General features: G+C 37.0%; 25 protein-coding genes and 3 other annotated features. Of the genes, 3 read left to right on the top strand and 22 right to left on the bottom strand.

Annotated elements, in window-relative coordinates:
- Positions 1-15: 15 nt before the first annotated feature.
- Positions 16-543, bottom strand: a complete 528-nt coding sequence (locus ACWPVE_RS14710) for a CvpA family protein (protein ID WP_453994550.1) — start codon at positions 541-543, stop codon at positions 16-18.
- A gap of 6 nt (positions 544-549) precedes the next feature.
- Positions 550-834, bottom strand: coding sequence for a cell division protein ZapA (gene zapA / locus ACWPVE_RS14705; RefSeq protein ID WP_453994549.1), 285 nt, complete (start codon positions 832-834; stop codon positions 550-552).
- A 656-nt stretch (positions 835-1,490) separates the two neighbouring features.
- On the opposite strand from zapA, the gene rnhC reads away from it, so the two are divergent.
- The gene (gene rnhC / locus ACWPVE_RS14700; RefSeq protein ID WP_453994547.1) at positions 1,491-2,426 is read left to right on the top strand and encodes a ribonuclease HIII; all 936 of its coding nucleotides are present in this window, start codon (positions 1,491-1,493) and stop codon (positions 2,424-2,426) included.
- A gap of 68 nt (positions 2,427-2,494) precedes the next feature.
- On the opposite strand, the gene pheT is transcribed toward rnhC, so the two are convergent.
- From pheT to ACWPVE_RS14675, 5 genes are all read right to left on the bottom strand, one after another.
- Positions 2,495-4,909 carry a phenylalanine--tRNA ligase subunit beta gene (gene pheT, locus ACWPVE_RS14695; RefSeq protein ID WP_453994545.1) on the bottom strand — a complete coding sequence of 805 codons (2,415 nt, stop codon included), beginning with the start codon at positions 4,907-4,909 and terminating at the stop codon, positions 2,495-2,497.
- A gap of 14 nt (positions 4,910-4,923) precedes the next feature.
- Positions 4,924-5,958, bottom strand: a complete 1,035-nt coding sequence (pheS, locus tag ACWPVE_RS14690) for a phenylalanine--tRNA ligase subunit alpha (protein WP_453994543.1) — start codon at positions 5,956-5,958, stop codon at positions 4,924-4,926.
- Positions 5,959-6,116: 158 nt separating this feature from the next.
- Positions 6,117-6,349: a binding site (T-box leader), on the bottom strand.
- A 78-nt stretch (positions 6,350-6,427) separates the two neighbouring features.
- Positions 6,428-6,988 (bottom strand): small multi-drug export protein, encoded by a 561-nt coding sequence (locus ACWPVE_RS14685; RefSeq protein ID WP_453994541.1) that lies wholly within the window; start codon positions 6,986-6,988, stop codon positions 6,428-6,430.
- Between the two features lie 43 nt (positions 6,989-7,031).
- Complete coding sequence (locus ACWPVE_RS14680; RefSeq protein ID WP_453997558.1) at positions 7,032-7,724, bottom strand: YwaF family protein; 693 nt, start codon at positions 7,722-7,724, stop codon at positions 7,032-7,034.
- Between the two features lie 41 nt (positions 7,725-7,765).
- Positions 7,766-8,515, bottom strand: a complete 750-nt coding sequence (locus ACWPVE_RS14675; RefSeq protein WP_453994539.1) for a TrmH family RNA methyltransferase — start codon at positions 8,513-8,515, stop codon at positions 7,766-7,768.
- A gap of 122 nt (positions 8,516-8,637) precedes the next feature.
- Here ACWPVE_RS14675 and sspI point away from each other — a divergent pair, with 122 nt between their 5' ends.
- Positions 8,638-8,847, top strand: coding sequence for a small acid-soluble spore protein SspI (sspI, locus tag ACWPVE_RS14670; RefSeq protein ID WP_453994536.1), 210 nt, complete (start codon positions 8,638-8,640; stop codon positions 8,845-8,847).
- 53 nt (positions 8,848-8,900) lie between these two features.
- Here the strand turns inward: sspI and ACWPVE_RS14665 are convergent, their stop codons facing one another.
- Both ACWPVE_RS14665 and dut read right to left on the bottom strand, forming a co-directional pair.
- A complete protein-coding gene (locus ACWPVE_RS14665; RefSeq protein WP_453994534.1) occupies positions 8,901-9,986 on the bottom strand; it encodes a M42 family metallopeptidase in 1,086 nt (361 codons plus the stop codon).
- An 81-nt stretch (positions 9,987-10,067) separates the two neighbouring features.
- Positions 10,068-10,505 (bottom strand): dUTP diphosphatase, encoded by a 438-nt coding sequence (gene dut, locus ACWPVE_RS14660; protein ID WP_453994532.1) that lies wholly within the window; start codon positions 10,503-10,505, stop codon positions 10,068-10,070.
- 110 nt (positions 10,506-10,615) lie between these two features.
- Between dut and ACWPVE_RS14655 the strand changes: the two genes are divergently transcribed.
- Positions 10,616-11,011, top strand: a complete 396-nt coding sequence (locus ACWPVE_RS14655; RefSeq protein WP_453994530.1) for a sigma-w pathway protein ysdB — start codon at positions 10,616-10,618, stop codon at positions 11,009-11,011.
- A 15-nt stretch (positions 11,012-11,026) separates the two neighbouring features.
- Here ACWPVE_RS14655 and ACWPVE_RS14650 read toward each other — a convergent pair whose 3' ends face one another.
- From ACWPVE_RS14650 to ACWPVE_RS14590, 13 genes are all read right to left on the bottom strand, one after another.
- Positions 11,027-11,608: a TVP38/TMEM64 family protein gene (locus ACWPVE_RS14650; RefSeq protein ID WP_453994528.1), complete on the bottom strand. Its 582-nt coding sequence runs from the start codon at positions 11,606-11,608 to the stop codon at positions 11,027-11,029.
- 70 nt (positions 11,609-11,678) lie between these two features.
- Positions 11,679-11,945 carry a DUF1294 domain-containing protein gene (locus ACWPVE_RS14645; protein ID WP_453994526.1) on the bottom strand — a complete coding sequence of 89 codons (267 nt, stop codon included), beginning with the start codon at positions 11,943-11,945 and terminating at the stop codon, positions 11,679-11,681.
- Between the two features lie 106 nt (positions 11,946-12,051).
- Positions 12,052-12,408, bottom strand: a complete 357-nt coding sequence (gene rplT / locus ACWPVE_RS14640; protein WP_453994524.1) for a 50S ribosomal protein L20 — start codon at positions 12,406-12,408, stop codon at positions 12,052-12,054.
- Positions 12,409-12,446: 38 nt separating this feature from the next.
- Positions 12,447-12,647, bottom strand: a complete 201-nt coding sequence (rpmI, locus tag ACWPVE_RS14635; protein ID WP_453994522.1) for a 50S ribosomal protein L35 — start codon at positions 12,645-12,647, stop codon at positions 12,447-12,449.
- A gap of 21 nt (positions 12,648-12,668) precedes the next feature.
- Entirely contained in the window at positions 12,669-13,187 is a 519-nt protein-coding gene (infC, locus tag ACWPVE_RS14630; protein WP_453997556.1) for a translation initiation factor IF-3, read from the bottom strand.
- 65 nt (positions 13,188-13,252) lie between these two features.
- Positions 13,253-13,390: a sequence feature (ribosomal protein L20 leader region), on the bottom strand.
- Between the two features lie 127 nt (positions 13,391-13,517).
- Positions 13,518-15,449: a threonine--tRNA ligase gene (gene thrS / locus ACWPVE_RS14625; RefSeq protein ID WP_453994520.1), complete on the bottom strand. Its 1,932-nt coding sequence runs from the start codon at positions 15,447-15,449 to the stop codon at positions 13,518-13,520.
- Between the two features lie 168 nt (positions 15,450-15,617).
- Positions 15,618-15,866 (bottom strand) — a binding site (T-box leader).
- 77 nt (positions 15,867-15,943) lie between these two features.
- Positions 15,944-16,795, bottom strand: coding sequence for a putative sporulation protein YtxC (gene ytxC / locus ACWPVE_RS14620; protein WP_453997554.1), 852 nt, complete (start codon positions 16,793-16,795; stop codon positions 15,944-15,946).
- A 306-nt stretch (positions 16,796-17,101) separates the two neighbouring features.
- A complete protein-coding gene (gene dnaI / locus ACWPVE_RS14615; RefSeq protein WP_453994518.1) occupies positions 17,102-18,031 on the bottom strand; it encodes a primosomal protein DnaI in 930 nt (309 codons plus the stop codon).
- A gap of 23 nt (positions 18,032-18,054) precedes the next feature.
- Positions 18,055-19,452 (bottom strand): replication initiation and membrane attachment family protein, encoded by a 1,398-nt coding sequence (locus ACWPVE_RS14610; protein WP_453994516.1) that lies wholly within the window; start codon positions 19,450-19,452, stop codon positions 18,055-18,057.
- Positions 19,453-19,596: 144 nt separating this feature from the next.
- A complete protein-coding gene (nrdR, locus tag ACWPVE_RS14605; RefSeq protein ID WP_453994514.1) occupies positions 19,597-20,055 on the bottom strand; it encodes a transcriptional regulator NrdR in 459 nt (152 codons plus the stop codon).
- 283 nt (positions 20,056-20,338) lie between these two features.
- Positions 20,339-20,716: a cytosolic protein gene (locus tag ACWPVE_RS14600; RefSeq protein ID WP_453994512.1), complete on the bottom strand. Its 378-nt coding sequence runs from the start codon at positions 20,714-20,716 to the stop codon at positions 20,339-20,341.
- Positions 20,717-20,822: 106 nt separating this feature from the next.
- On the bottom strand, positions 20,823-21,203 hold the full coding sequence (gene speD, locus ACWPVE_RS14595; RefSeq protein ID WP_453997552.1) for an adenosylmethionine decarboxylase: 381 nt from the start codon (positions 21,201-21,203) through the stop codon (positions 20,823-20,825).
- A gap of 639 nt (positions 21,204-21,842) precedes the next feature.
- The gene (locus tag ACWPVE_RS14590) at positions 21,843-22,874 is read right to left on the bottom strand and encodes a glyceraldehyde-3-phosphate dehydrogenase (RefSeq protein WP_453994510.1); all 1,032 of its coding nucleotides are present in this window, start codon (positions 22,872-22,874) and stop codon (positions 21,843-21,845) included.
- Between the last annotated feature and the right edge of the window lie 11 nt (positions 22,875-22,885).

Here is a 22,885-nt window from a genome sequence, read left to right as displayed (position 1 = left end):
TTCTGTTACATATCTTTAAATCCACATATCTTTAATTTTTCCTGCAAAAAAAGGTGTATGTTGAACGATTATTTTGGCCATAAATGAATCATTAATATTAGACTGGACCAGCTCTACAGGCAGTAGTGCTCCGATATAAAGGACGATAAATACAACTAAATACACTTCAACAAAACCTAGTAGTCCTCCGGCCCAACCATTAATTTGTTTTAAAAATGGTAGATTTGCAAGGAAATCTAACATTGAACCAATGATTTGCCAAACAAACTTTGTTCCAAAGAAAATAATCGCGAAGGCAATTGCTCGATAATAAGCCGTTTCTAAATTTGTGCCTTCAAATAAAAACTTCATGGTTTCAGTGTCACCGAACGTTGGATATGGAATCCATAATATTATTTTCGGCATAAGATCATCATAATATAGATACGCGACAATAAATGCTACGATAAAACCAGTAAGATGAACGATTTGAAGGATAAACCCTCTTCTTACACCGATGATGAATCCCATTAGGAGGATGATGATTAAAATTAAATCGAACATACTTCGTCAATCCTTTTCATTTTTTGCTTGTTCTAACATTTTTTCCAGCTTTTCATAATCTTCCTTCAGCTTTAAATGTTCATGAACAATATTCACAGCTGTTAGTACTGCTAGTTTATTAATATCAAGCGTTGAATTCTTAGCGCTAATTTCTCTCATTTTATCATCGACAATTGAGGCCACGAGGCGTATATGACTTGTGCTCTCAGACCCGATAATCGAATATTGTTGTCCATATATATCTACAGTGGTTCTTGTTTTTTGTGGCTGTGACAAGTAATTGGCCTCCATTCTAGTCAATCCTAAACAAGGGTGTTCAAAAAGTCCGGTAAAATGACACATCGGTTATGGAAATACGACTTGTTACCGACACGTCCTGTGTCGAACGTCGAATTCACCACATCCTGTGAAAGCTCGTTGGTTTGCTTTTATAGTCCCTTGGAAAAGAACATCTGCTCACGTATCAACACCATACGTTTTCGTTCCTCAAAGCAGCTCCACCTCGAACTTTCGACGCACAGGACGTGCTAGTGTCCACAATGCGACAGGACATCGCGTCCTTGACGCGGTCCTTTTTATCCTCCTTTTTGAACCGTAATATAAATAATAATACCACGAACACGATATTTATGGAAAGAAATCTCAACAAACGTTATGATAGAAATAAAAGCGCACCTTGTAGGAGGAACATCGACTAACTACTGCCACGTCCTATGCCAAATGTCGATATCAGCACTGCATCCAAAATGCTTTGCATTTTCTTCGTGCGATGGTAATGCTCTCGAAGCCCTCCTTGTCCTGTACAAATCCGACAAAAATCAGGGACAGCCTGGCTACAAGGTTGTTCTTTGACCTTCTTGACGGATTGACTTGTGACCTGGAGGGGCTAGACGCTGGATCTGGCAACGCAAAATAGAATTTATCCATTTTATAAGGGGTTGTTATTTTTGTCAAATTCCGTCTTAAAATGTACCCCTGGTACAATCGAAAAAATGAAGTCTCATTATAAACGTTACTTACAGGACAAAGTCCCACAGGGTGGAATATTTGTTGCCAAACTTCCAAGCTGTACAATAACTGCATATAAGTCTGGAAAAGTCTTATTTCAAGGAAATCAAGCTACCACAGAGGTGGAAATATGGGGAAGTTCAGAAACACCTACTAATACAGGCACTCCTAAAAAAACGACAGCTAAGAAAAGTAGTTTACCAGTTAATATCAGTACGCTTTCGATGATTGGCTCTGATGAAGTTGGAACTGGAGATTATTTTGGACCAATGACCGTCGTTGCTGCTTATGTGTCTAATGACAAAATTGCATTATTAAAGGAACTTGGGGTGAAGGATTCCAAAGACTTAAATGATAAACAAATTTGTGAGATTGCAGAATCCATTATTCATGTCATTCCATATAGCCTCTTAATTTTACATAACGAGAAATACAATGAGATGCAAGAAAAAGGCATGACACAAGGAAAAATGAAAGCATTACTCCATAATCAGGCCATTGGACATGTACTAAAAAAAATTGCTCCTATCAAGCCAGATGGCATTTTAATTGACCAATTCGCTGTTCCTGATGTGTATTTCAAACATTTATCAGGTCAAAGAGAAATTATAAAGGAAAACGTCTTTTTCAGTACGAAAGCCGAAGGTGTCCATCTTTCTGTAGCTGCTGCATCGATAATTGCACGTTATTCTTTTATAAAAGAATTTGATAAATTAAGCAAAAAAGCAGGTTTGGAATTAAAAAAAGGAGCAGGAGCTCAAGTAGATGTAGTTGCAGCAAAGCTTATCAAGAAGCAAGGCATTGATGCATTACGTGCATTTACAAAATTTCATTTTGCTAATACAAATAAAGCAAGGAAAATTGCTGGAGTATAAGAAGTGCCCGGCAGTTCGCGCTAGAAATTATTAAAAAGGAGTGGGAAATTGAACCCACTCCTTTTACATTATGAACGCAATGTTGCGTCAAATCTATCTGCTACTGCTTTTAATACTTTTTCGTGCGCTTTCGTTACTTCTTCTTCGGTTAAGGTGCGTTCAGGATCAAAATATTTGATTGAATATGCCACTGATTTCTTGCCTGGTTCCATGCGCTCTCCTTCGTAAAGGTCAAAGATCGTTACTTCACGAAGTAGTTTACCTCCCGCTTCAACAATAGCATGTTTCATATCACCAGCAGCTACTGTACTGTCTACCACAAGGGCAATGTCACGAGTCATAGATGGGAATCGTGGAATTGGTTCATATATAACTTCCTCAACATCCGCTTCTAACACATCTTTTAATGATAATTCAACCACATAAGTTGGTGTTAGATCTAAGTCTTTTTGAACATTTGGATGAATTTGACCAATAAATCCAATTTCCTTGTTATCTAATAATACAGTCGCAGTACGACCAGGGTGCATCCCCTCTACTCTTGCTTGAAGGAATGACGTTCTGTTTCCAAGGCCAAGCCTTTCAAACAGACCTTCTAGGATTCCTTTTACTACATAGAAATCTACTGGCTTTTTCTCACCTTGCCATGTAGGTGATAACCACATGCCTGTAAGAGCAATCGCTAAGTGCTCTTTTTCTTCTGGTAATACTTCATTTGGTCTAGTAATGAATACAGAGCTAGTTTCATACGTACCTACACTATCAATTTGGCGAGCAAGATTATGTGAAACGACCTCTAATAAGTGTGGTAGAAGGCTTAATCTTAAGACACTGCGTTCTTCACTCATAGGCATCTTTAAGCGTATTGGCTCACTTACTTCAAGAGCGTATTTATTTACTTTCTCAGAACTTGTAAGTGAATAAGTGGTGCTTTGATATAATCCAACACCTTCTAAATATCTTCTTACGATACGACGCTTCGCTTGATAGTCTGTTAACCTTCCTGGATTTGATTCACCAACTGGAAGAGTTGTTGGTAATTGATCATAGCCATAAAGCCTTGCAACTTCCTCTATTAAATCCTCTTCGATTGTAATGTCAGGTCTGCGAGTAGGAGCAGTAACATGGAATACATCATTATCGACTGTATATGCGAATTGAAGATTTGTAAAAATCTCTTCTACTTTTTCTTTTGTAATGTCAGTTCCTAACACTTGATTGATTCGATCAAGAGATACTGAAACATCCACTGGTTTTACATCAAGTGTGTCAACAGCTACAACACCTTCGAGCACTACACCACCTGCAAGTTCGACCATAAGTTCAGCTGCTCGGTCCGCAGCTTCACGCGTGCGATTCGGATCTATGCCTTTTTCAAATCGTGCACTAGCCTCACTACGTAAACCATGATCTTTAGACGACTTACGGATGGTTGAACCTGCAAAATAAGCAGACTCAATTAGTACAGTTGTTGTGTCATTTTTCACTTCAGAATCAGCCCCGCCCATTACACCAGCTAATGCAACTGGAACGGTACCATTTGTAATAACAAGATGTTCATCGGTTAATGTACGTTCTGAATTATCTAATGTTGTAATCTTCTCACCATTTTTTGCACGTCTTACAAGAATTTCTTTAGATCCTAGTCGGTCATAGTCAAACGCATGTAATGGTTGACCATATTCTAATAAGATATAATTCGTAATATCAACAACATTGTTATGTGGACGAATTCCTTCAGCCATTAAGCGTGTTTGAAGCCATAATGGAGATGGACCAATTTTTACATCCTTTACTACTCGAGCCACATATAATGGATTGTCTTCTTTTGCTTCGACTGAAATGGATATATAGTCTTCTGCTTTTTCAGTTGTTGTTGTTACTGTAGGTTGTGGAAGTTTCACTTCTTTTCCTAAAATTGCTGCAACCTCATAGGCAACCCCTAACATGCTTAAGCAATCTGCACGGTTAGGTGTTAGACCTAATTCAAGAACTTTGTCATCTAGATTTAATTCAGCTATTGCGTCCGCACCTGGTTCAACATCATGTGGGAATACAAAGATTCCTTCCGCATATTCTTTTGATACAAGTTTTGATTCAATACCAAGCTCTTGAAGTGAGCAAATCATCCCATGAGATTCCTCACCACGAAGTTTCGCCTTTTTGATTTTAAAATTACCTGGTAACACGGCTCCAACTTTTGCTACGATGACTTTTTGCCCTTGCGCAACATTTGGTGCACCGCAAATAATTTGAACAGGTTCGCCTTCACCTATATCCACAAGACATTTATTAAGCTTGTCCGCATTCGGGTGTTGTTCACATTCAAGGACATGACCAACAACAATTCCGCTAATACCTTCACCTAAGTGGTCAACACCTTCAACTTCGATTCCACTTCTAGTAATTTTTTCTGCTAAGTCTTCTGCATTGATACCTGATAAATCAACATATTCCTGCAACCATTTATATGAAACAAACATATTGTTCTCCCTCCTTAATTCCGACTAAATTGCTTGATGAAACGATTATCATTTGTATACAAATGACGAATATCATCAATCCCATATTTCAACATGGCAATACGCTCTGGTCCCATCCCGAAAGCGAATCCTGTGTATTTCTTTGGATCAAAACCAGACATTTCAAGTACATTTGGATGAACCATACCTGCACCTAAAATTTCAATCCAACCTGTCTTCTTACATACATTACAGCCATCTCCCCCACATTTAAAGCAAGAGATATCCATTTCAACTGAAGGTTCTGTAAATGGGAAAAAGCTAGGACGTAGACGAATTTCACGGTCCTCACCAAACATTTTTTTCGCAAATGTATTAAGTGTTCCCTTTAGGTCACTCATACGGATATTTTCATCAACTACTAAACCTTCAATTTGTGTGAATTGATGAGAGTGTGTCGCATCGTCGTTATCACGGCGGTACACTTTACCAGGACAAATAATTTTCACAGGACCTTTGCCTTTATGTTTCTCCATTGTTCTTGCTTGAACTGGAGAAGTTTGTGTACGAAGAAGAATATCCTCTGTGATATAAAATGAATCCTGCATATCCCTTGCTGGATGATCTTTAGGTAAATTTAAAGCCTCAAAATTGTAATAATCGGTCTCTACTTCAGGACCTTCCGCAATCGAATATCCCATTCCTAAGAAAAGATCTTCAATTTCTTCAATGACCTTAGTTAATGGGTGCGGCCCTCCTACCTTTATTGGTCTTCCAGGCAATGTAACATCAATTGTTTCAGAGGCTAATTTTCTCTCAACCTCTTCTTTTTCAAGTAATTCTTGTTTTGCTGTTAAATTTTCAGTGATTTGCTCTCTTACCTCGTTAACGAGTGCCCCCATCTTTGGACGCTCTTCAGCAGAAAGCTTGCCCATTCCTCTTAGGACTTCTGTAATCGGTCCTTTTTTCCCTAAATAAGCAACACGAATATCATTTAATTCTTTCAGATTCGTTGCAGCTTCAACTTTTGCTAAAGCTTCATCTTTAAGCTCAAGTAATCTCTCTTGCATTGTTTTTCCTCCTTTTTCTTAGAAAAGCATAAAGGCGATCGTTCTTCGTGGATCGTATAGACAGTAGGCGTTTTTTTGCCTTCCGTAGTGGCTTATTCCCTCGAGCCGATTGCGCCTTGAGCTAGACAATAAGACAAAATAAAAAACCCCAATCCCAAAAAAGGGACGAGGTTTAGATTCGCGGTACCACCCTTGTTAACAACTACACAAATTGTAATTGTTCACTTCGTTTCGATAACGGCAAATGCCGGTACACCTTTACGATTAGATCGGTCCTGGTGCCAACTCAAGAGGTGAATTCACTTTCTTCTACTATAAAAATGCTTGCAGTCACGGCATTTTCTCCCTAGATAGTGAGTGGAAAGCTACTCTTCTCTTTCATCGTTTTTACGATATGTAAGCATATAAATTATATTATACGTATTCTCGTTAAGCAAATCAAACCCATTTTAACATAACGCGATAATATTTATTTAAACATACGCACTAAAAATCCATTTTCCTGGATTTCTGGTGCAAAAAAGCTGATTCCAGAACCTGCCAACACTGTAAACACAACAGTCCATAATAATAAACTCGCAATCATCCAGCCTGTTACTAACTTTCTACTCGAACCAAAACTCATGCTCATCAAAGCGGAGATATGTGAGCCAACGAGTAATGGGCCGAGAATCGTTAAGCCTGGTAAACCATACTTGTCAAAAATAGACCGTGCACGTTTTTCTTTTTTGGACTCCACTTCAGAATCAATCTCTACACTTTCTTGGGTCATAATCCCTTCACCATTTAGAGCCTCCACTCGCTCCCCTTCTCTTACTGGAACCTTCTTTCGCTTTCGAGCTTTCATCCAAATCTTAATTTTATCAACAAATAAAATTAACAGTAGAACTGTTAGTAAGTTTCCTAAAAATCCTAGAATTGCTACAGGTATAGGAGACAACCCACCAATAATTGCAATTGGAATAACTGCAATTAGTTCGAATAAGGGTACAGCAGCCAGTATAAAGACTAACAGATAGGATATTAACACTTAAAACACCTCATTTACTAAGTTCATATCCTTATATACGAACTTAGTTCTTAAAAGGTTCACTCTTTTTAAAAACAAACGGTAAATAAAGTATAAAAAATATAGCGAAGGCGACAACTTCTAATGATAGAATATACCACGGATACGGACCAAGAAGGTCAATTAAACTCGGATTGGATGGTTTTCTAGCAAGAAACATATAATTACCTCCTGTCACTTTGTTAATGAAAAAGACAACAAACGCAAGTATGTTTAATGCCACAAACGCCTTCCACACCGATTTAATTGTTGGTCTACACTTCTCATACCAGAGCATATATAAACTCGAAAGAATAATCGCAATATGAGCCAGAAAGAAATGAAAATACCGATAGTGCGGAAAGTCATAGGCGAGCTCTGGTGTTACCATTGCCTGTAACGCTCCTCCTATGGCTAAAAAATAAGTAATCTCAAACCAAAAATAACTTCGCGTCAATAACATGATGATACTTAATATTAACGAAATGGAGCAGAGGTGAAATGGAAGGGAATCAACTAGATCCCAGAACCCCGTATGCACGTACCAAACATATAGAGTCAACTCACTTATCAATAAAATAAGCGCTAGGAAAAATCGTATGATGTCTTTTCCTTTTGAGAGCCTTGCTCGCAAACAATATAATAAAACCCCTGATCCTAGCAATACACCTAGCATGATGATATGTGAAGTAGATAACCATTGAAATGGGTCTCCAATGACTGACCTTCCAAAAAAGTCGCTAATTAGTCTCCCTCCCTTTATCGCAAATGATAAAGTAAGATTCCAGCTGCTACCGCTACATTTAGTGATTCGCTTTTTCCATAAATGGGAATATATAAATTTTGATCTGTCTTTTCTAGTAATTCGGGATGAACTCCATTCCCTTCATTTCCAACAATGAGTGCAAAGGAATCTCCAATAGTCGCTTCTTTATAGTCAATTGCATTTTTTAAAGATGTTCCATAGACTTTAACACCATTTTGTTTAAGTCGTGCAATGGTTTCATGTAAATTCTCTTTCATAATAGGTATATGAAAAATAGAGCCTTGAGTAGAACGTAACACCTTAGAATTATAGACATCAACGCTTCCATCACCAATAATCACAGCATCTATACCTGCTGCATCAGCAGTCCGAATCATCGTCCCAAGATTACCAGGGTCCTGTACAGCATCAACTAAAAGCACCCTGGAATAAGAATCAGCTTCTATTTTAGAATATTGCTCACAAATAGCGGCTACTCCTTGAGAGGTATCCGTATCACTGATTTCCTGCATGATTTTATCAGTTACAATAGTGATCGCCAGATTGTCTACATTCCAGTTCTTTGGAATCTCAATCGTTTCACTAATAATCAACTCACGGATTATTGCATCATTATTTAGAGCCTCTTCAACTAAATGAAATCCTTCAATCATAAATATGCCATTCTTGTCCCGCTCTTTTTTTGTATGTAGTTTTTTCCATTGTTTTATTTGGGGATTTTTATTAGATTCAATTCGTTTCAACGTACCAGTAGCTCCTTTATGTCAATTCTTTTTCCATTATATCCTAACAAACATACATAAAAAAGCAGCACAACGTAAAACATACTAAAGAAAAAGTTACATAAAGAAAGGTGTGCATGTGAATGAATTTGAATTTAAGACATGCGATTAAGCACAATGTCGCGGGAAACTCGCAAGCTGAATTAGAGGATACAATTGTAGATGCCATCCAAAGCGGAGAAGAAAAAATGCTTCCAGGTCTTGGTGTATTATTTGAAGTGATTTGGCAAAACGCAAGCCAAGAGGAAAAGCAAGAAATGCTTTCGACATTAGAGGATGGATTAAAGCAATAAACGCAAAAGGCCGATGATAAATCTCATCGGCTTTAATTATTTCGGGTAGATATTTAATCAAATTTGATTTTATTGACAGTTTCTTGGTCTAACCTTTTAATAACCTCTGCAATTAGCTTAACAGCATTTTCATAATCATCACGGTGTAGTATTCCAGCATGTGAATGAATATAACGAGTAGCTATCGTTATCGCTAATGATGGAACACCTTCTAACGTAATATGGATGGCACCTGCGTCAGTTCCTCCACCCGCAATGGCATCAAATTGATATGGGATTTTGAGTTCATCTGCTACCCCAACTACAAAATCACGCAAACCTTTGTGGGAAACCATTGACGCATCATAAAGAATAATTTGTGGTCCATCCCCCATTTTACTTAACGCTTCTTTTTCTGAAATTCCAGGAGTATCGCCTGCGATTCCTACATCAACAGCAATCGCAATATCAGGCTTGATCATCGTTGCAGCTGTTTTTGCACCACGAAGACCAACTTCTTCTTGAACAGAACCGACTCCATAAACAACATTCGCATGTTCTTCATTCTTCAAATATTTTAATACATCAATCGCAATAGCACAGCCAATACGGTTATCCCATGCTTTCGCTAACAACATTTTTTCATTGTTCATGACAGTGAATTCAAAATATGGGACAACTTGATCACCAGGTCTCACTCCAAATTCTAGAGCCTGCTCCCTGCTTGATGCGCCGATATCAATAAACATATCTTTAATGTCAACCGGCTTTTTACGTGCTTCAGGGGATAAAATATGGGGTGGTTTTGAACCAATAACACCCGTTATATCTCCTTTACTAGTAACAACTGTTACACGTTGTGCAAGCATGACCTGTGACCACCAACCGCCAACTGTTTGAAAACGTAAAAATCCTTTATCATCAATTTGGGTAATCATAAAACCTACTTCATCAAGGTGACCAGATATCATAATTTTGGGTCCGTTGGCTTTGCCTTCTTTTTTCGCAATTAAGCTTCCAAGCCCATCATACAAAATTTCATCAGAGTATGGTGTTATGTATTTCTTCATGACTTCACAAGGCTCACGTTCATTACCTGGGATACCTTTTGCATCAGTTAGATCTTTAAGCATCGTTAATGTTTCATCAAGCTTTGTCATTATTACATCACCTAACTTTCGTTAATTTAACGATTTCATTATACAGAAAATATTGGTAATCGAGCAATGATAGGTGATCTTTTATTTTACTCCACTAGATCCAAACCCACCTTCTCCTCTTTCGGACCTTGTGATTTCATCAACCTGATGCAAATTCACCTGTGCAACCGGGGCTATCACCATCTGTGCGATTCTCATATGCTTTTCCACTATGAAGTCCTGTTTGCCGTGATTGATTAAGATAACACCAATTTCTCCACGGTATCCCTCGTCAATCGTTCCCGGGCTATTCAATACGGTTACGGAATGCTTGAGTGCTAGTCCACTTCTTGGTCTGACTTGTGCTTCTGTTCCAGGTGGCAGTTCCATTTTAATTCCTGTTTTGATCATTTGCGCCTCACCAGGTTTAATCTTTTTTTCTTCGGCAGAAAATAAATCTAATCCAGCATCACCAGGGTTCGCTTGTAATGGGAGTCTTGCATCTTCATTTATCAACATGATCTTTACGTTAAATGTCATGTAATCTCGACCTCCTTCGAAAGAAATTATAACAAATAACAAAAAACTTGAAACCTTTTCCGTATGTAAATCGTATATGTTGGCATATTGAGAATGGAGGGAGTCCTCTTATGTTTGTCCTACTTATTCGTTTTGTACTAATACTTCTCATTATTTTCCTACTATATCGGATTTTTAAGTATGTTTTGAATCCAAAGAGGAAACTTGAACTTGCTCATGAAAAAGGTGAATTCTTCTGGTACGATGATCAAGAAAATGTCCATAAAAATTTTTTATTAACGTACAAAGGTGTATTATTCGAAGGGGAAAAATATTTAGGAACAACTCAAAAATCATTTGAGATTGTGTCCATTTTTATTTGGGCCAAAAAAGACAATCTTAAGGGATTAACATTGACAGATTTTCAATACATTGAACGTCGAATTAATGAAATTTATCCACATGCAAAAATTGATTGGAAAAGTCCGATTAAGGAACTTATTAGAGAAAACAGTCGTGAACGCTAATTCACGACTGTTTTTTCATTGATAGGATTTACTTGGTTTAAAAAATTCATGCCACTTGATAATCACCTGTTTTTCTCTGAGTAAATAGAATAAGAGAGTGAGTGCTAGGAGAATTGTGAGTATAACAGTTGTAGAAAATTCACGGATAAATTGACCGAAAACAGTGTAAAGAAGAGCAACTGGGATATTTGAATAGAAGGAGCCTTTGGCATATTCGCGAAAATTTCTCGAAACATCCATGAGACATAAGGATAATAGATGAAAATTAATAAAAGGAATAAGTCGTAAAATAGCAATTTGCCCAATGGTAAAATTCACTTTGTCACCCAACCACTTTAGTTTGAGTGTGTTAATTTTTTTTGCTAGTTTGGGGACTTGCCTATATAAAAAATAAAAAACAATGCTGAGCGTGGTTAAGCCTAGTAATGAATAGATTGTTCCAAAAACAGATCCAAATAAAATCCCCCCAACGATACATATGACAGGTACAGGTATGAATAGGACGGGCCGGATAAGATGTAACGCAATAAATATAATGGGGGCGAGTAGTCCAGTGGATTCCATCAAAACAAACAGAAGTGTCATTGTTTCATCCAATCGTCCGACTCACCTCATTTCTAGTGTGCTAATTCAAGTGCTATTTAAGCATATACAATCGTACAAGTAGTTATGACAAGTTCATGTAAATATATAAGTAGAGTGCAATTGTAAGGACGGAAAGAGCTGGAAGGAGGATGACAAATTGCCTATGTTTCGTCTTATGGCGGAATTGCTTCATTCCTAAAGTAACTCCTAAGGCACCACCTAAAACGGATGCTATCCAAATGTGTTTTTCTGAGATTCGCCATTTGTTTCTTCTTGCTCTATTTTTGTCGACATACATGAGTAAAAATCCATAAAGATTTAAACTTAAGTAGATTATGAGAATTATCATTCTAGTACCACCTTCGTCTAAACTAAATTCTGTTCTATACCAGACATGTTGTAAAAATAAAAAAGGTTACTCTCATTTTACAATGGGAGTAACCTTTTACCTAAACTTATTTTAGGTTGTTTTTTGCAACTGTTGCTAATTCTGCAAATGCTTTTTCATCGCTAACAGCTAGGTCAGCAAGCATTTTACGGTTTACTTCGATACCAGCAACTTTAAGACCGTGCATTAAACGGCTGTATGAAAGACCGTTTTGACGAGCAGCAGCATTGATACGAGTAATCCATAGCTTACGGAAGTCGCGTTTCTTTTGACGACGGTCACGGTAAGCATACATTAATGATTTCATTACTTGTTGGTTTGCTACTTTATATAAAGTGTGTTTTGAACCGAAATAACCTTTAGCTAATTTTAATACCTTTTTACGACGTTTGCGTGTAACTGTTCCGCCTTTTACTCTTGGCATTTTGTTTCCCTCCTAGAATCTATATCAATCGATCACGATTATTTAATGTTGTCTAACATATGACGAATACGTTTGAAATCGCCTTTGCTTACTAATGAAGCTTTACGAAGCTTACGCTTTTGCTTTTGAGTTTTATTTCCAAATAAGTGACTTGTATATGCATTTGAACGTTTAAGTTTTCCAGATCCTGTTTTCTTAAAACGCTTTGCACTACCACGGTGTGTTTTCATTTTTGGCATAGGGAGTTCCTCCTCGATTTATTACTTTTCAGTTTTTGGTGCTAGTACTAAAAACATACTTCTTCCATCCATTTTTGGATGTGATTCAATTGTTGCAACTTCTGCACAAGCTGCAGAAAAGCGATTTAAAACACGTTGACCGATTTCTTTATGTGTAATCGCACGACCTTTAAAGCGAATTGATGCTTTAACTTTGTCGCCCTTTTCAAGGAATTTGATCGCGTTGCGAAGCTTAGTGTTAAAATCATGCTCATCAATTGTTGGACTAAGTCTAACTTCCTTGATGTTAATAACCTTTTGGTTTTTACGAGCTTCTTTTTCCCTCTTCTGTTGCTCAAAACGATACTTACCGTAGTCCATAATACGACATACAGGTGGTTTCGCATTTGGCGCAACCATTACAAGGTCCAGATTTGCTCGAGCAGCAATTTCTAATGCTTCATTTTTAGATTTAATTCCTAGTTGATCACCATTTTGACCAATCAAACGAACTTCACGGGCACGGATGCCTTCGTTTACCATCATGTCTTTGCTAATAATTAGCCACCTCCAAGGTTTTTTAAAGAATTGCCTCGTTTGAAATCTTGCGCATATTACAGATTAGAGACAAACAAAAAGTGTGGATGTATACACACCCACACTATTACAATTCATCATTTCAACATTAATGATTAATGAACGTAAAACCTACCAACTGCAATTTGCGTCAATCAGGTGAGAAGCGGGTGCTTCTACTTTCTCAAACAAGTATTCAATTACCTATAAAAGTATAACATCTATGATGATAACTGTCAAACGGTGCAACTAGAATAACACAACGAGGTTTATTCTAGCATGCACAGTTATCTTTGACAAGCTTTTTTTAGTTTTTTACTTTTTTACTTCCTGCAGGATGTTTGCAAGGAATGTATCAAATGCATGAGTCTCTGATTTTTGTTGGCCATATCTACGGACGTTTACAGCATTCTCCTCAATTTCATTATCCCCTACTACAAGCATATATGGTACTTTTTGCATCTGTGCTTCACGGATTTTATATCCGATTTTTTCATCGCGGTCATCAATTTCCACACGTAATCCTTCGGCTTGAAGTTTTTCTTGAACACTCTTCGCATAGTCTAAATGCGCATCTGGTGATACAGGAATTACTTGGACTTGGACTGGTGCTAACCAAGTTGGGAATGCGCCTTTGTATTCTTCAATTAGATAAGCTACAAAGCGTTCCATAGTGGATACAACACCACGGTGAATCACGACAGGACGATGTTGTTTTCCATCCTCACCAATATACGTTAGGTCGAAGCGTTCAGGTAATAAGAAATCAAGTTGAACAGTTGATAGTGTCTCATCTTTTCCAAGTGCTGTACGAACTTGAACGTCTAACTTAGGACCATAGAATGCCGCTTCACCTTCTGCCTCGAAATAATCAAGGCCAAGGTCATCCATTGCCGCTTTTAACATCGATTGCGCTTTTTCCCACATTGCATCATCATCGAAATATTTTTCAGTATCAGCAGGATCACGATAAGAAAGACGGAAGCTGAAATCTTTGATATCAAAGTCTTTGTACACTTCTAATATCAGATTTACAACGCGTTTGAACTCTTCTTGAATTTGGTCAGGTCGTACAAAGATGTGCGCATCGTTAAGAGTCATACCTCGAACACGTTGTAGTCCAGATAACGCTCCACTCATCTCATAACGGTGCATAGTTCCCAATTCTGCAATTCGAATTGGAAGTTTTCGATAGCTGTGGATTCCATTTTTATAAATCATCATGTGATGCGGGCAGTTCATTGGTCGCAATACAAGCTCTTCATTATCCATTTCCATTACAGGAAACATATCTTCTTGGTAATGATCCCAGTGTCCTGAAGTTTTATATAGATCAACATTTGCAAGTACAGGTGTATACACATGGTCATAACCAAGTCTTACTTCCTTATCCACAATATAGCGTTCAATAATGCGACGAATTGTAGCACCTTTTGGAAGCCAAAGTGGTAAACCTTGACCTACTTTTTGAGAATTTGTAAACAAGCTTAGTTCTTTACCTAACTTACGATGATCACGTTCTTTAGCTTCTTCTAGTAAACGAAGATATTCATCTAGGTCAGCCTTTTTGAAAAATGCAGTCCCATAAATACGTTGAAGCATCTTATTATCGCTATCGCCTCTCCAGTAAGCTCCAGCAATGCTCAACAGCTTAAATTCTTTAATTTTTCCTGTTGAAGGAACATGAACTCCACGGCAAAGATCAAAGAATTCACCTTGTTCATAAATTGATAATGTTTCACCCTCAGGAATATCTTGAATTAATTCAAGCTTTAGTTCATCACCAATTTCCTCATAACGACGAATCGCTTCATCTCGTGTAACCTCAACACGGTGAATTTCAAGGTTCTCATTCACAATTTTCTTCATTTCTTTTTCAATAATTGGTAAATCTTCAGGTGTTAAAGATGTTTCCATATCAATATCATAATAGAAGCCATTTTCAATGACTGGACCTATTCCAAGCTTTACGTCTTTGTAAAGGCGTTTAATTGCTTGTGCCATTAAGTGAGCTGTACTATGTCGCATGATCTCTAATGCTGCATCCGTATCTTGGATAATAATAGCAATTTCACCATCTTCATGGATTTCAGTACGCAAATCAATTTCTTGACCATTGAATTTTCCAGCCATCGATTTTTTCTTCAGTCCTGGGCTGATTGAGCCTGCAATTTCTTCTGTTGTGATTCCTTTAGGAAACTCCTTCACTGCTCCGTCTGGGAATGTAATTTTTACTACCTCTGACATCAGTTTCAACTCCTTTAATTTTAAAGCTCTAGGCGCTAAAGCCTTTGACGACAAGCATAAGATGAGTGCTGCTAAGAAGGTACATCTTACCTTACGAAGCGATTAGTCAAGAGAGGCGATGGCGCCTGGAGCTAGATAAAAATAAAAATAAAAAATACCCGTCCCTAAAAAAGGGACGAGTATATGTATCGTGGTTCCACCCTTGTTCCCATGTCAAACATACAAAAAAGTACGTCTTGGCATGGCTCAAGAAAAAAATAACGGTTTTTTCCGTCAGTAATTACAACTTTGCATACAAAGCTTCACTACTGAAGTTTAGAGGTGGTAATCATATTATTCGTGTTAGAAAGCTTCCAGCCTAGGCTTCCTTCTCTGATAAACCGTAATAATTGATCGTGTCCTCATCATAACTTTTACACTATTTAAGTGAATATTGATAATATGTAGGTATTATAGTCCTATTTAAAAGTTAAATCAAGGCCACTTCACACATTTTATATGTTTTTTGCTTTTAGACGACGATTTTCAAATGATTTTTTAGTGTATATCGTAACATTTTCCAAAAAAATATTATGAATGGTCTGGACCATTCCATTATCAATTTGGTCAGTATATATTGAAATTGATTTAGGTGAAATAGAAACTAAAGGTGCTAATACCGCAGAATCAATATACATCGGTTGATGTAAAATTAATTTTCGATCAATATACTTAAATAACTCATCTCGCTTGATTTCTGTAAAATCTGGATTAAAAAAGTAAAATTGTTCATCGTGTAAAATATGTAATTCGTCAAGGAGTGGTTCACGGTTTTCCCGAAATTCACGTAATCCTTGAATAAATGTTTGATATTCCTGCTCCAGCTTATATTCATCTATAGCCGCTTCTACAACTTGCAATAACGCCTCATTATAGGAACGCATACGAAATTTAATAAACGACTCGAATGAAAATGAAATAGGTATCTCTAAAAAATCATGGAGTGCCTCCGCAATTAGTTGTTCGCGCGGAACAACATCCTGAACTGTTGGAATCTCAGGGTTACTCCCATCCATTAATGCCTTTGCAATCTCTAAAATTTGTTTTTTCTCCTCGTAATCCGTAAAGTAAAATATATTTTCAATGTAATCGAGGATCCAATCGTCCTCTCTATTTTTGATTATAAATTCAATCATCACTGGAATAATCACAACTTGAACTGCATATTGGATCTTTTCTGATATGTAGACAGACACCACATTCTCTTCTTCATGTTCAACCCGTATGTAATCTATAGAAAGAGCTTTTACTTTTTCTAGTAAGCCCTTAAACATTTTTTGTGCCTCTGTTGGTTCTCTAAAATGCATTTCAATCAAGCTAGTCCCCCCCTAATAACCAATACCATTACCCTGTTACATGTATATGGTAAGTGGGACAACTTTAGAATATAAAAAATGACTATCTCAGTTATGAGATAGTCATTTTTATAGGAAACACTCGTAAGATTTACTTTCCCAGACTGTCTTGAAAACGCTTGTCAGACAAGGCGCGCTCGCCGATCGAAGACGCGAATAGAAGTTGCCTTCATGAGCGGACGAGTGAGGCTAGTAACGAAGTGTGCGAGCGTTTGTCAACAGTCTGGGACTTTCTCAGTTATGAGATAGTCATTTTTATTAGTATCGTCTGTTCTTTCCTGTGAGTTCAACTGGTTTTGCTAAATATCTGATTCGCTCCATAATCCGAAGAGCTTTCATTTTTTCCTCTTCTCCACGTTGTGTATAGGTGAGATGATGTTCAAGACCTTTGAAATCAAAGTTGGATGTGAAAAAGGTAGGTAAGTTTTCCAGCATACGATATTGAAGAATACTTCCGAGTATCTCATCTCTCACCCAACTTGACATAGCTTCAGCACCAATGTCATCAAGCATTAATACTGGAACTTCTTTTACTGCGTCAATTTTAGAATTGAGAGATTGATCTTGCATAGAGCCCTTTATTTCCCTTATAAATTCCGGAACATACACAAGCATCGATGCCACTTTTTTGCGAGCTAGTCCATTCGCTACTGCCCCTAAAAAATAGGTTTTACCAATACCAAAAGACCCATGTAGATATAATCCTTGCATTCGTTTACCAGGTTCGTAATTATCTAGAAATTCTTGTATTAATAAAATGGCATCTGAACGCCCTTCATCAAATTCAAGAGACTCAAGGGAAGCTTCTAGAATATCTTTTGGAATATACATGCTTTTAATTAATGATTTATATTTAATCCGCTCGTCATGCATAACCTTTTTCGGACATCTTTCATATCTCAAATCGATTGTACTTCCTTTAAGTTCAAGCTGTGGATGATAACCCTGCAACATATTTTTACATGTTTCTAGACTCTCACATTTATTACATTCTTTACTCTGATTAATGTACTCGTACAATTTTACAAGATTTCGATTAATCATATCACTTGTAATTTGATCTTGATGGCTATTAATAAAGTCCCTTATGTCTGTATGATTTAATACTTCATGTTTAATTTTTTCATAGCGTTGCTGAAAATCAGACGGATTCGAAAGTCTTCTTAAAGAATCTTGGATTGGTTTCATATAAATCACCCCCTATTAGGAAATTATGATTTCTGCTGATTTTTTTTCAATCTTTCCTCAAATAAGCGCTTCTTTTCCTCAAACGAAGGATCTTGCATTTTCTTCTTTTTTGGGGTTTCTTGTTTTGTACCTTCGTCATCTTGCTTTAACCAATCTGGTAATAATTCTTTGCGGATTGGTTGTCTTTTATTTTTGTTGGATTTCTTATCAGCGTTCCAATTATGCTTCTTGGCAGTTTCCATTGCTTCTTTTACTGTTTTAATATTTAATCTCGCCCAGTTGCTTGCAATGGTTTCAATATAAGACCTTGTAAGCCTCATGTCTGATTTTAACATGACATAATACAACAGTACATTTACAACACCTGGAAGAAGATTTTGTTTGAACATTATTTCTTCCACAATTTTCAATTCCGATACAGATGGCTGTGCACCACCAGATACATCGATTAAAAACTCTTTTGGAGAGATTCTTTCAAGCTTTTGTATCAATTCTTCTTCCTTTGTTTGTGGTACTTTATTTGTCATTGTCTGATTTGACAACGGTTGAATTCTTTCTGACAAACTAGGTAGTTCATTACCTGTTTCAAATTGATACCAGTCTCTTGACGCTTTTCTCAGTTGTTCGATGTCGACTTTTTCATTTGGATCAAGGGCACTCATGACAATTCCTTGCATGTCAATCGGATTGATTCCATATAGAAAGGATAGTTTTATAATCGCTTCTTTCACTTTAGGTGTAATGGATTGTTTCGGTATCATGACATCTGAAATGCCTGCAAAAAACAAATCAAAATCAAAGCTTTCATTTTCAATAACTAATTTTTTATCCTGACTTCGGTCCATGAAATCTGTATTATCTTCCTGTTCAAGATTATTTTTCATTTCATCACTTATAGTAGAAATCATTTGCGAAACATTTACAGAAGCAAATACCTCGTTAAATGTCTTAGTAATCGGTTTATACGTATCTAAATCCGGATTTTGATCCGAAAAGAATTGCTTCAGTTTAAAAAACTTTGTTTTTCCAAGCCGGTTATATAAGTAAACATTAAGAACTCCATCGGTAAAAAAAGCTCTTGGTGAAAGAGGTGCTTGCAATTCGTAAATAAAGCTTCTAGAATCATCGCTAGACTTTACAAATGTTTTTAATAAACCAATCCCCTCAAGCTTTAATCGTTCTCGATAAATATCTTCAAGGTTCGTTTGGAGTAGTGCCATTAATGTATAATGGGTACTCTCCTCCCCCCATAGCCGGTTTTGCTCCAATTCGCTCCATAGAGTCATATATAGACTGAAGGCTTTCATTCCAATTAGAGGTTGGTAAAGCAAAGACACAATTTTCCGGTCATAATCATGCAATAGGTCCGCAGCATGCACGATATAGCGATCGACTGGTACGATTTCCTTCCAATGCTCCATTTCATCAAGGCCTTCCATTTCATTATAGAGATTGTTCAAAAATCGGGCCGAAAAAGACGCATGTGTCAATTCGGTCCTTTTCACCCTCTACTTTGAACACACATTTATCGTTTAAAAAAGAGCTTAAAAATGTATCTAAGCCCTTTAACGTTCCCTTTTAATCAATTCTTTTAATTCATCTATAAATACATTGATATCTTTAAATTGTCGATAAACAGATGCAAAACGTACGTAAGCCACTTCATCCACTTTAGCAAGATGATTCATTACATACTCACCGATAATATCGCTTTTCACTTCTGCAATCCCTTGACTGCGTAATTCTTTTTCAACTTCTAGTGTAATATCTTCCAATTGTTTCAAGGAAACTGGTCGTTTTTCGCAAGCCTTAATAAGCCCACGTAGCATCTTTTCTCTGCTGAATTCTTCCCGTGTCCCTTCTTTTTTAACCACGATTAACGGGATTTCTTCCACTTTTTCAAATGTAGTGAAACGATATTGGCATTTTTCACATTCTCGCCTTCTTCGAATTGATCGACTATCATCAACAGGACGCGAATCCAGCACTCTCGTTCCATTATGTTGACAAGTAGGGCATCTCATTTGTTACAACTCCCTTCTTAGGAGAATCAAATACACCTTGGCGAATATGGCTCAGATTTTTAAAAAACATACATCATAAATTCTCTTAAAAATCTGAAGTATCCTCCTGAGGTATTATCATTATTTGGCATAGACTTAAATGTATACAAAGACTTTACTTCTTTTATTACGATAATCTCACCATATATACAGAAAGACTCCTGCTGAATAAAGTTTATGTATTTATCTTATAAGAAAGATTTTTTCAGGACAAGGAGTTTCCCCTCATTAATTAAGCTTTCATTTATTTACGATTTACGAGTGGAAGTTCCTTATCTAATTGTTCATATAATTTCAAAACGACTTTTCGACTGTAGCCAAAGTCGATTGGAAATAATACTGTTTCTGTTGTGACAGCGAAATCAACGGCAGTTTCAAATGGTCTGACAGAGATGATGGTTGCAACAATAAAAGCTTTTCTACCTTTTTTAATCGTAATGCTCATTTCACCACGTTCTTCTGATATAGAATTAATATGGTATCCATCCATATTGTTTATAACCTTTTTTACTGCTTCAATCGCTTTTTTGTTCGTTGTTTTATAATAATGACTTCTTAAAAGCTCGTCCGTATGTTCGTCTCTCGTTTCTGTATGATTTGTAAAAAACGTTTTCAAGCCCATTTCTCCCACTCCTATTTTATTTATATAATGTTTTTTTGAATTGATAATGTAAAAAAAGAGGTGTATATATACACCTCTTACTATTTTAGTTGATTCGTATTTATTTTTAAAGTACTTTCACTTGTGCAGGCTTTACTTGGACTGGACCCATGCCACGTGGAAGTTCAATATTTTCTCGTGTCTGTGCCCCTAGTGCCTCAGCAATATAGTCTGCAGCCACATTTGGATCTAAATCTCCACATGTATAAACATCAATACTTGCGTATCCATGTTCAGGAAAACTGTGAATCGTTAGATGAGATTCCGAAATAATGACAACACCACTTACTCCCTGTGGAGCAAATTTGTGAAATGCTACCTCTCGTATCTCTGCACCTGACTTTAATGCAGCTTGCACAAACGTTTCCTCAATACCTTGCATGTCGTTTAATTTTTCAAAATCGCAACCCCATAATTCTGAGATTACATGACGTCCCATTGTTTCCATCATTTTGTTGTTCCCCCTCTTACAATAGTTTCGGGTGAGTTCTTCGCGTAAAGCATGAGCATAACTACCACGGGGGAAAGTTAGTCCAAAGAGGTCCTAACCCTTTAAGTAGTTACAAAAGCATAGGCTTTTAAGAAGTTCACGAAATCTAGTATACTTCGTTTATATATTTTTAGCAACAATAATTAATAAAATAAAAGGATGTTTTTTCGTAAACTTTTCGATATTTTTATACCGTTTACAAATATGAAATTGATTTTGAGTTGGGATAGTTTGAACCTTTAACGAAGTAAGGAGGCTCCACAGGAGTCTACGTATGTATCCTCAACTATCTGTTTGATTGTAGTGGTGGGTGGCGACCCTTGAAAATACATTTTCTTCGTGCTTGGGAATACTCATGGAAGGTTCTTAAGTATCTGGTGAGAATAGCATGAGCCGAACCAAAAGCGTACGAGCTTGCGAGACGAGAAAGCAAGTCCACGCCCGAAGAAAATCGTCCATCCGCAATAGAAATCAAAACAGGATTACCTTCTATTTCCATGAACTAAGAGGCTTAAAGAGCAACAATAAGTGCGAAAACAGCCTAAAGCAAAAAATGACAAAAATAAACCCTCCCGTAAATTGGGAAGGTTTGGATTTTTAACCTACTTTGGCTTCCGTTTTATGAATGATTTTTTCTCCAACATATTTCACTAAATCTACCACTCTACAAGAATATCCCCATTCATTATCATACCATGCCAATACTTTTACTTTACGCTCACCTATAACCATTGTCGATAGACCATCGATAATGGAGGAATGTGGGTTTGTATTAAAATCAATGGACACTAGTGGCTCGGTTGTAAAATCTAATATCCCTTTTAAAGGTCCCATGGACGCTGTTATGAATGCCTCATTAATTTCTTCAATCGTAACATCCCGCTCAACATCTACTACCAAATCGACTAATGAGACATTAGGAGTTGGGACACGTAATGCCATACCATGCAATTTTCCTTTTAACTCTGGCAATACAAGTGACAATGCTTTTGCTGCTCCAGTTGAAGTAGGGATAATGGATTGTGCACAAGCTCTTGCTCTTCGCAAATCTTTATGTGGATTATCAATATTTTTTTGGTCATTTGTATATGCATGAACAGTCGTCATTAAACCGTTTACAATTCCAAACTGTTCATTTATGACTTTCGCAACTGGCGCTAAACAATTTGTCGTACAAGATGCATTTGATATGATTGCATGTTTTTCATGGTCATATTTTTCTTCATTTACACCCATAACAATCGTTATATCCTCATCCTTACCAGGTGCAGTTAAGATAACTTTACTTGCTCCAGCTTGTAAATGAAGGTCTGCCTTTTCTCTCGAGTTAAATTTTCCTGTTGCTTCAATCACAATATCTATATTTAATTCTTTCCATGGCAACTGTAACGGATCTCTGAAATTCAGCAGTTGAATACGCTTCCCATTCACCAACAATGAATTGTCCTGTGGAATAACCACTGCTTCGAATTTTCCATGATTTGTATCATATTTGATTAAATGTGCGAGTGTTTCTGCAGGGTAACTTGCATTAATTGCAATGATGTCTAATGAATCTTCCATAATAGCCTTTCTAAAAACCATTCTACCAATACGGCCAAATCCATTGATTGCGATTCTTGGCTTCATCAAAAAACCCC

It is taken from the genome of Bacillus nitroreducens, assembly GCF_964021195.1.
Note: the sequence above shows the minus strand (reverse complement) of the source record. Positions and strands in the feature narration are given on the sequence as shown.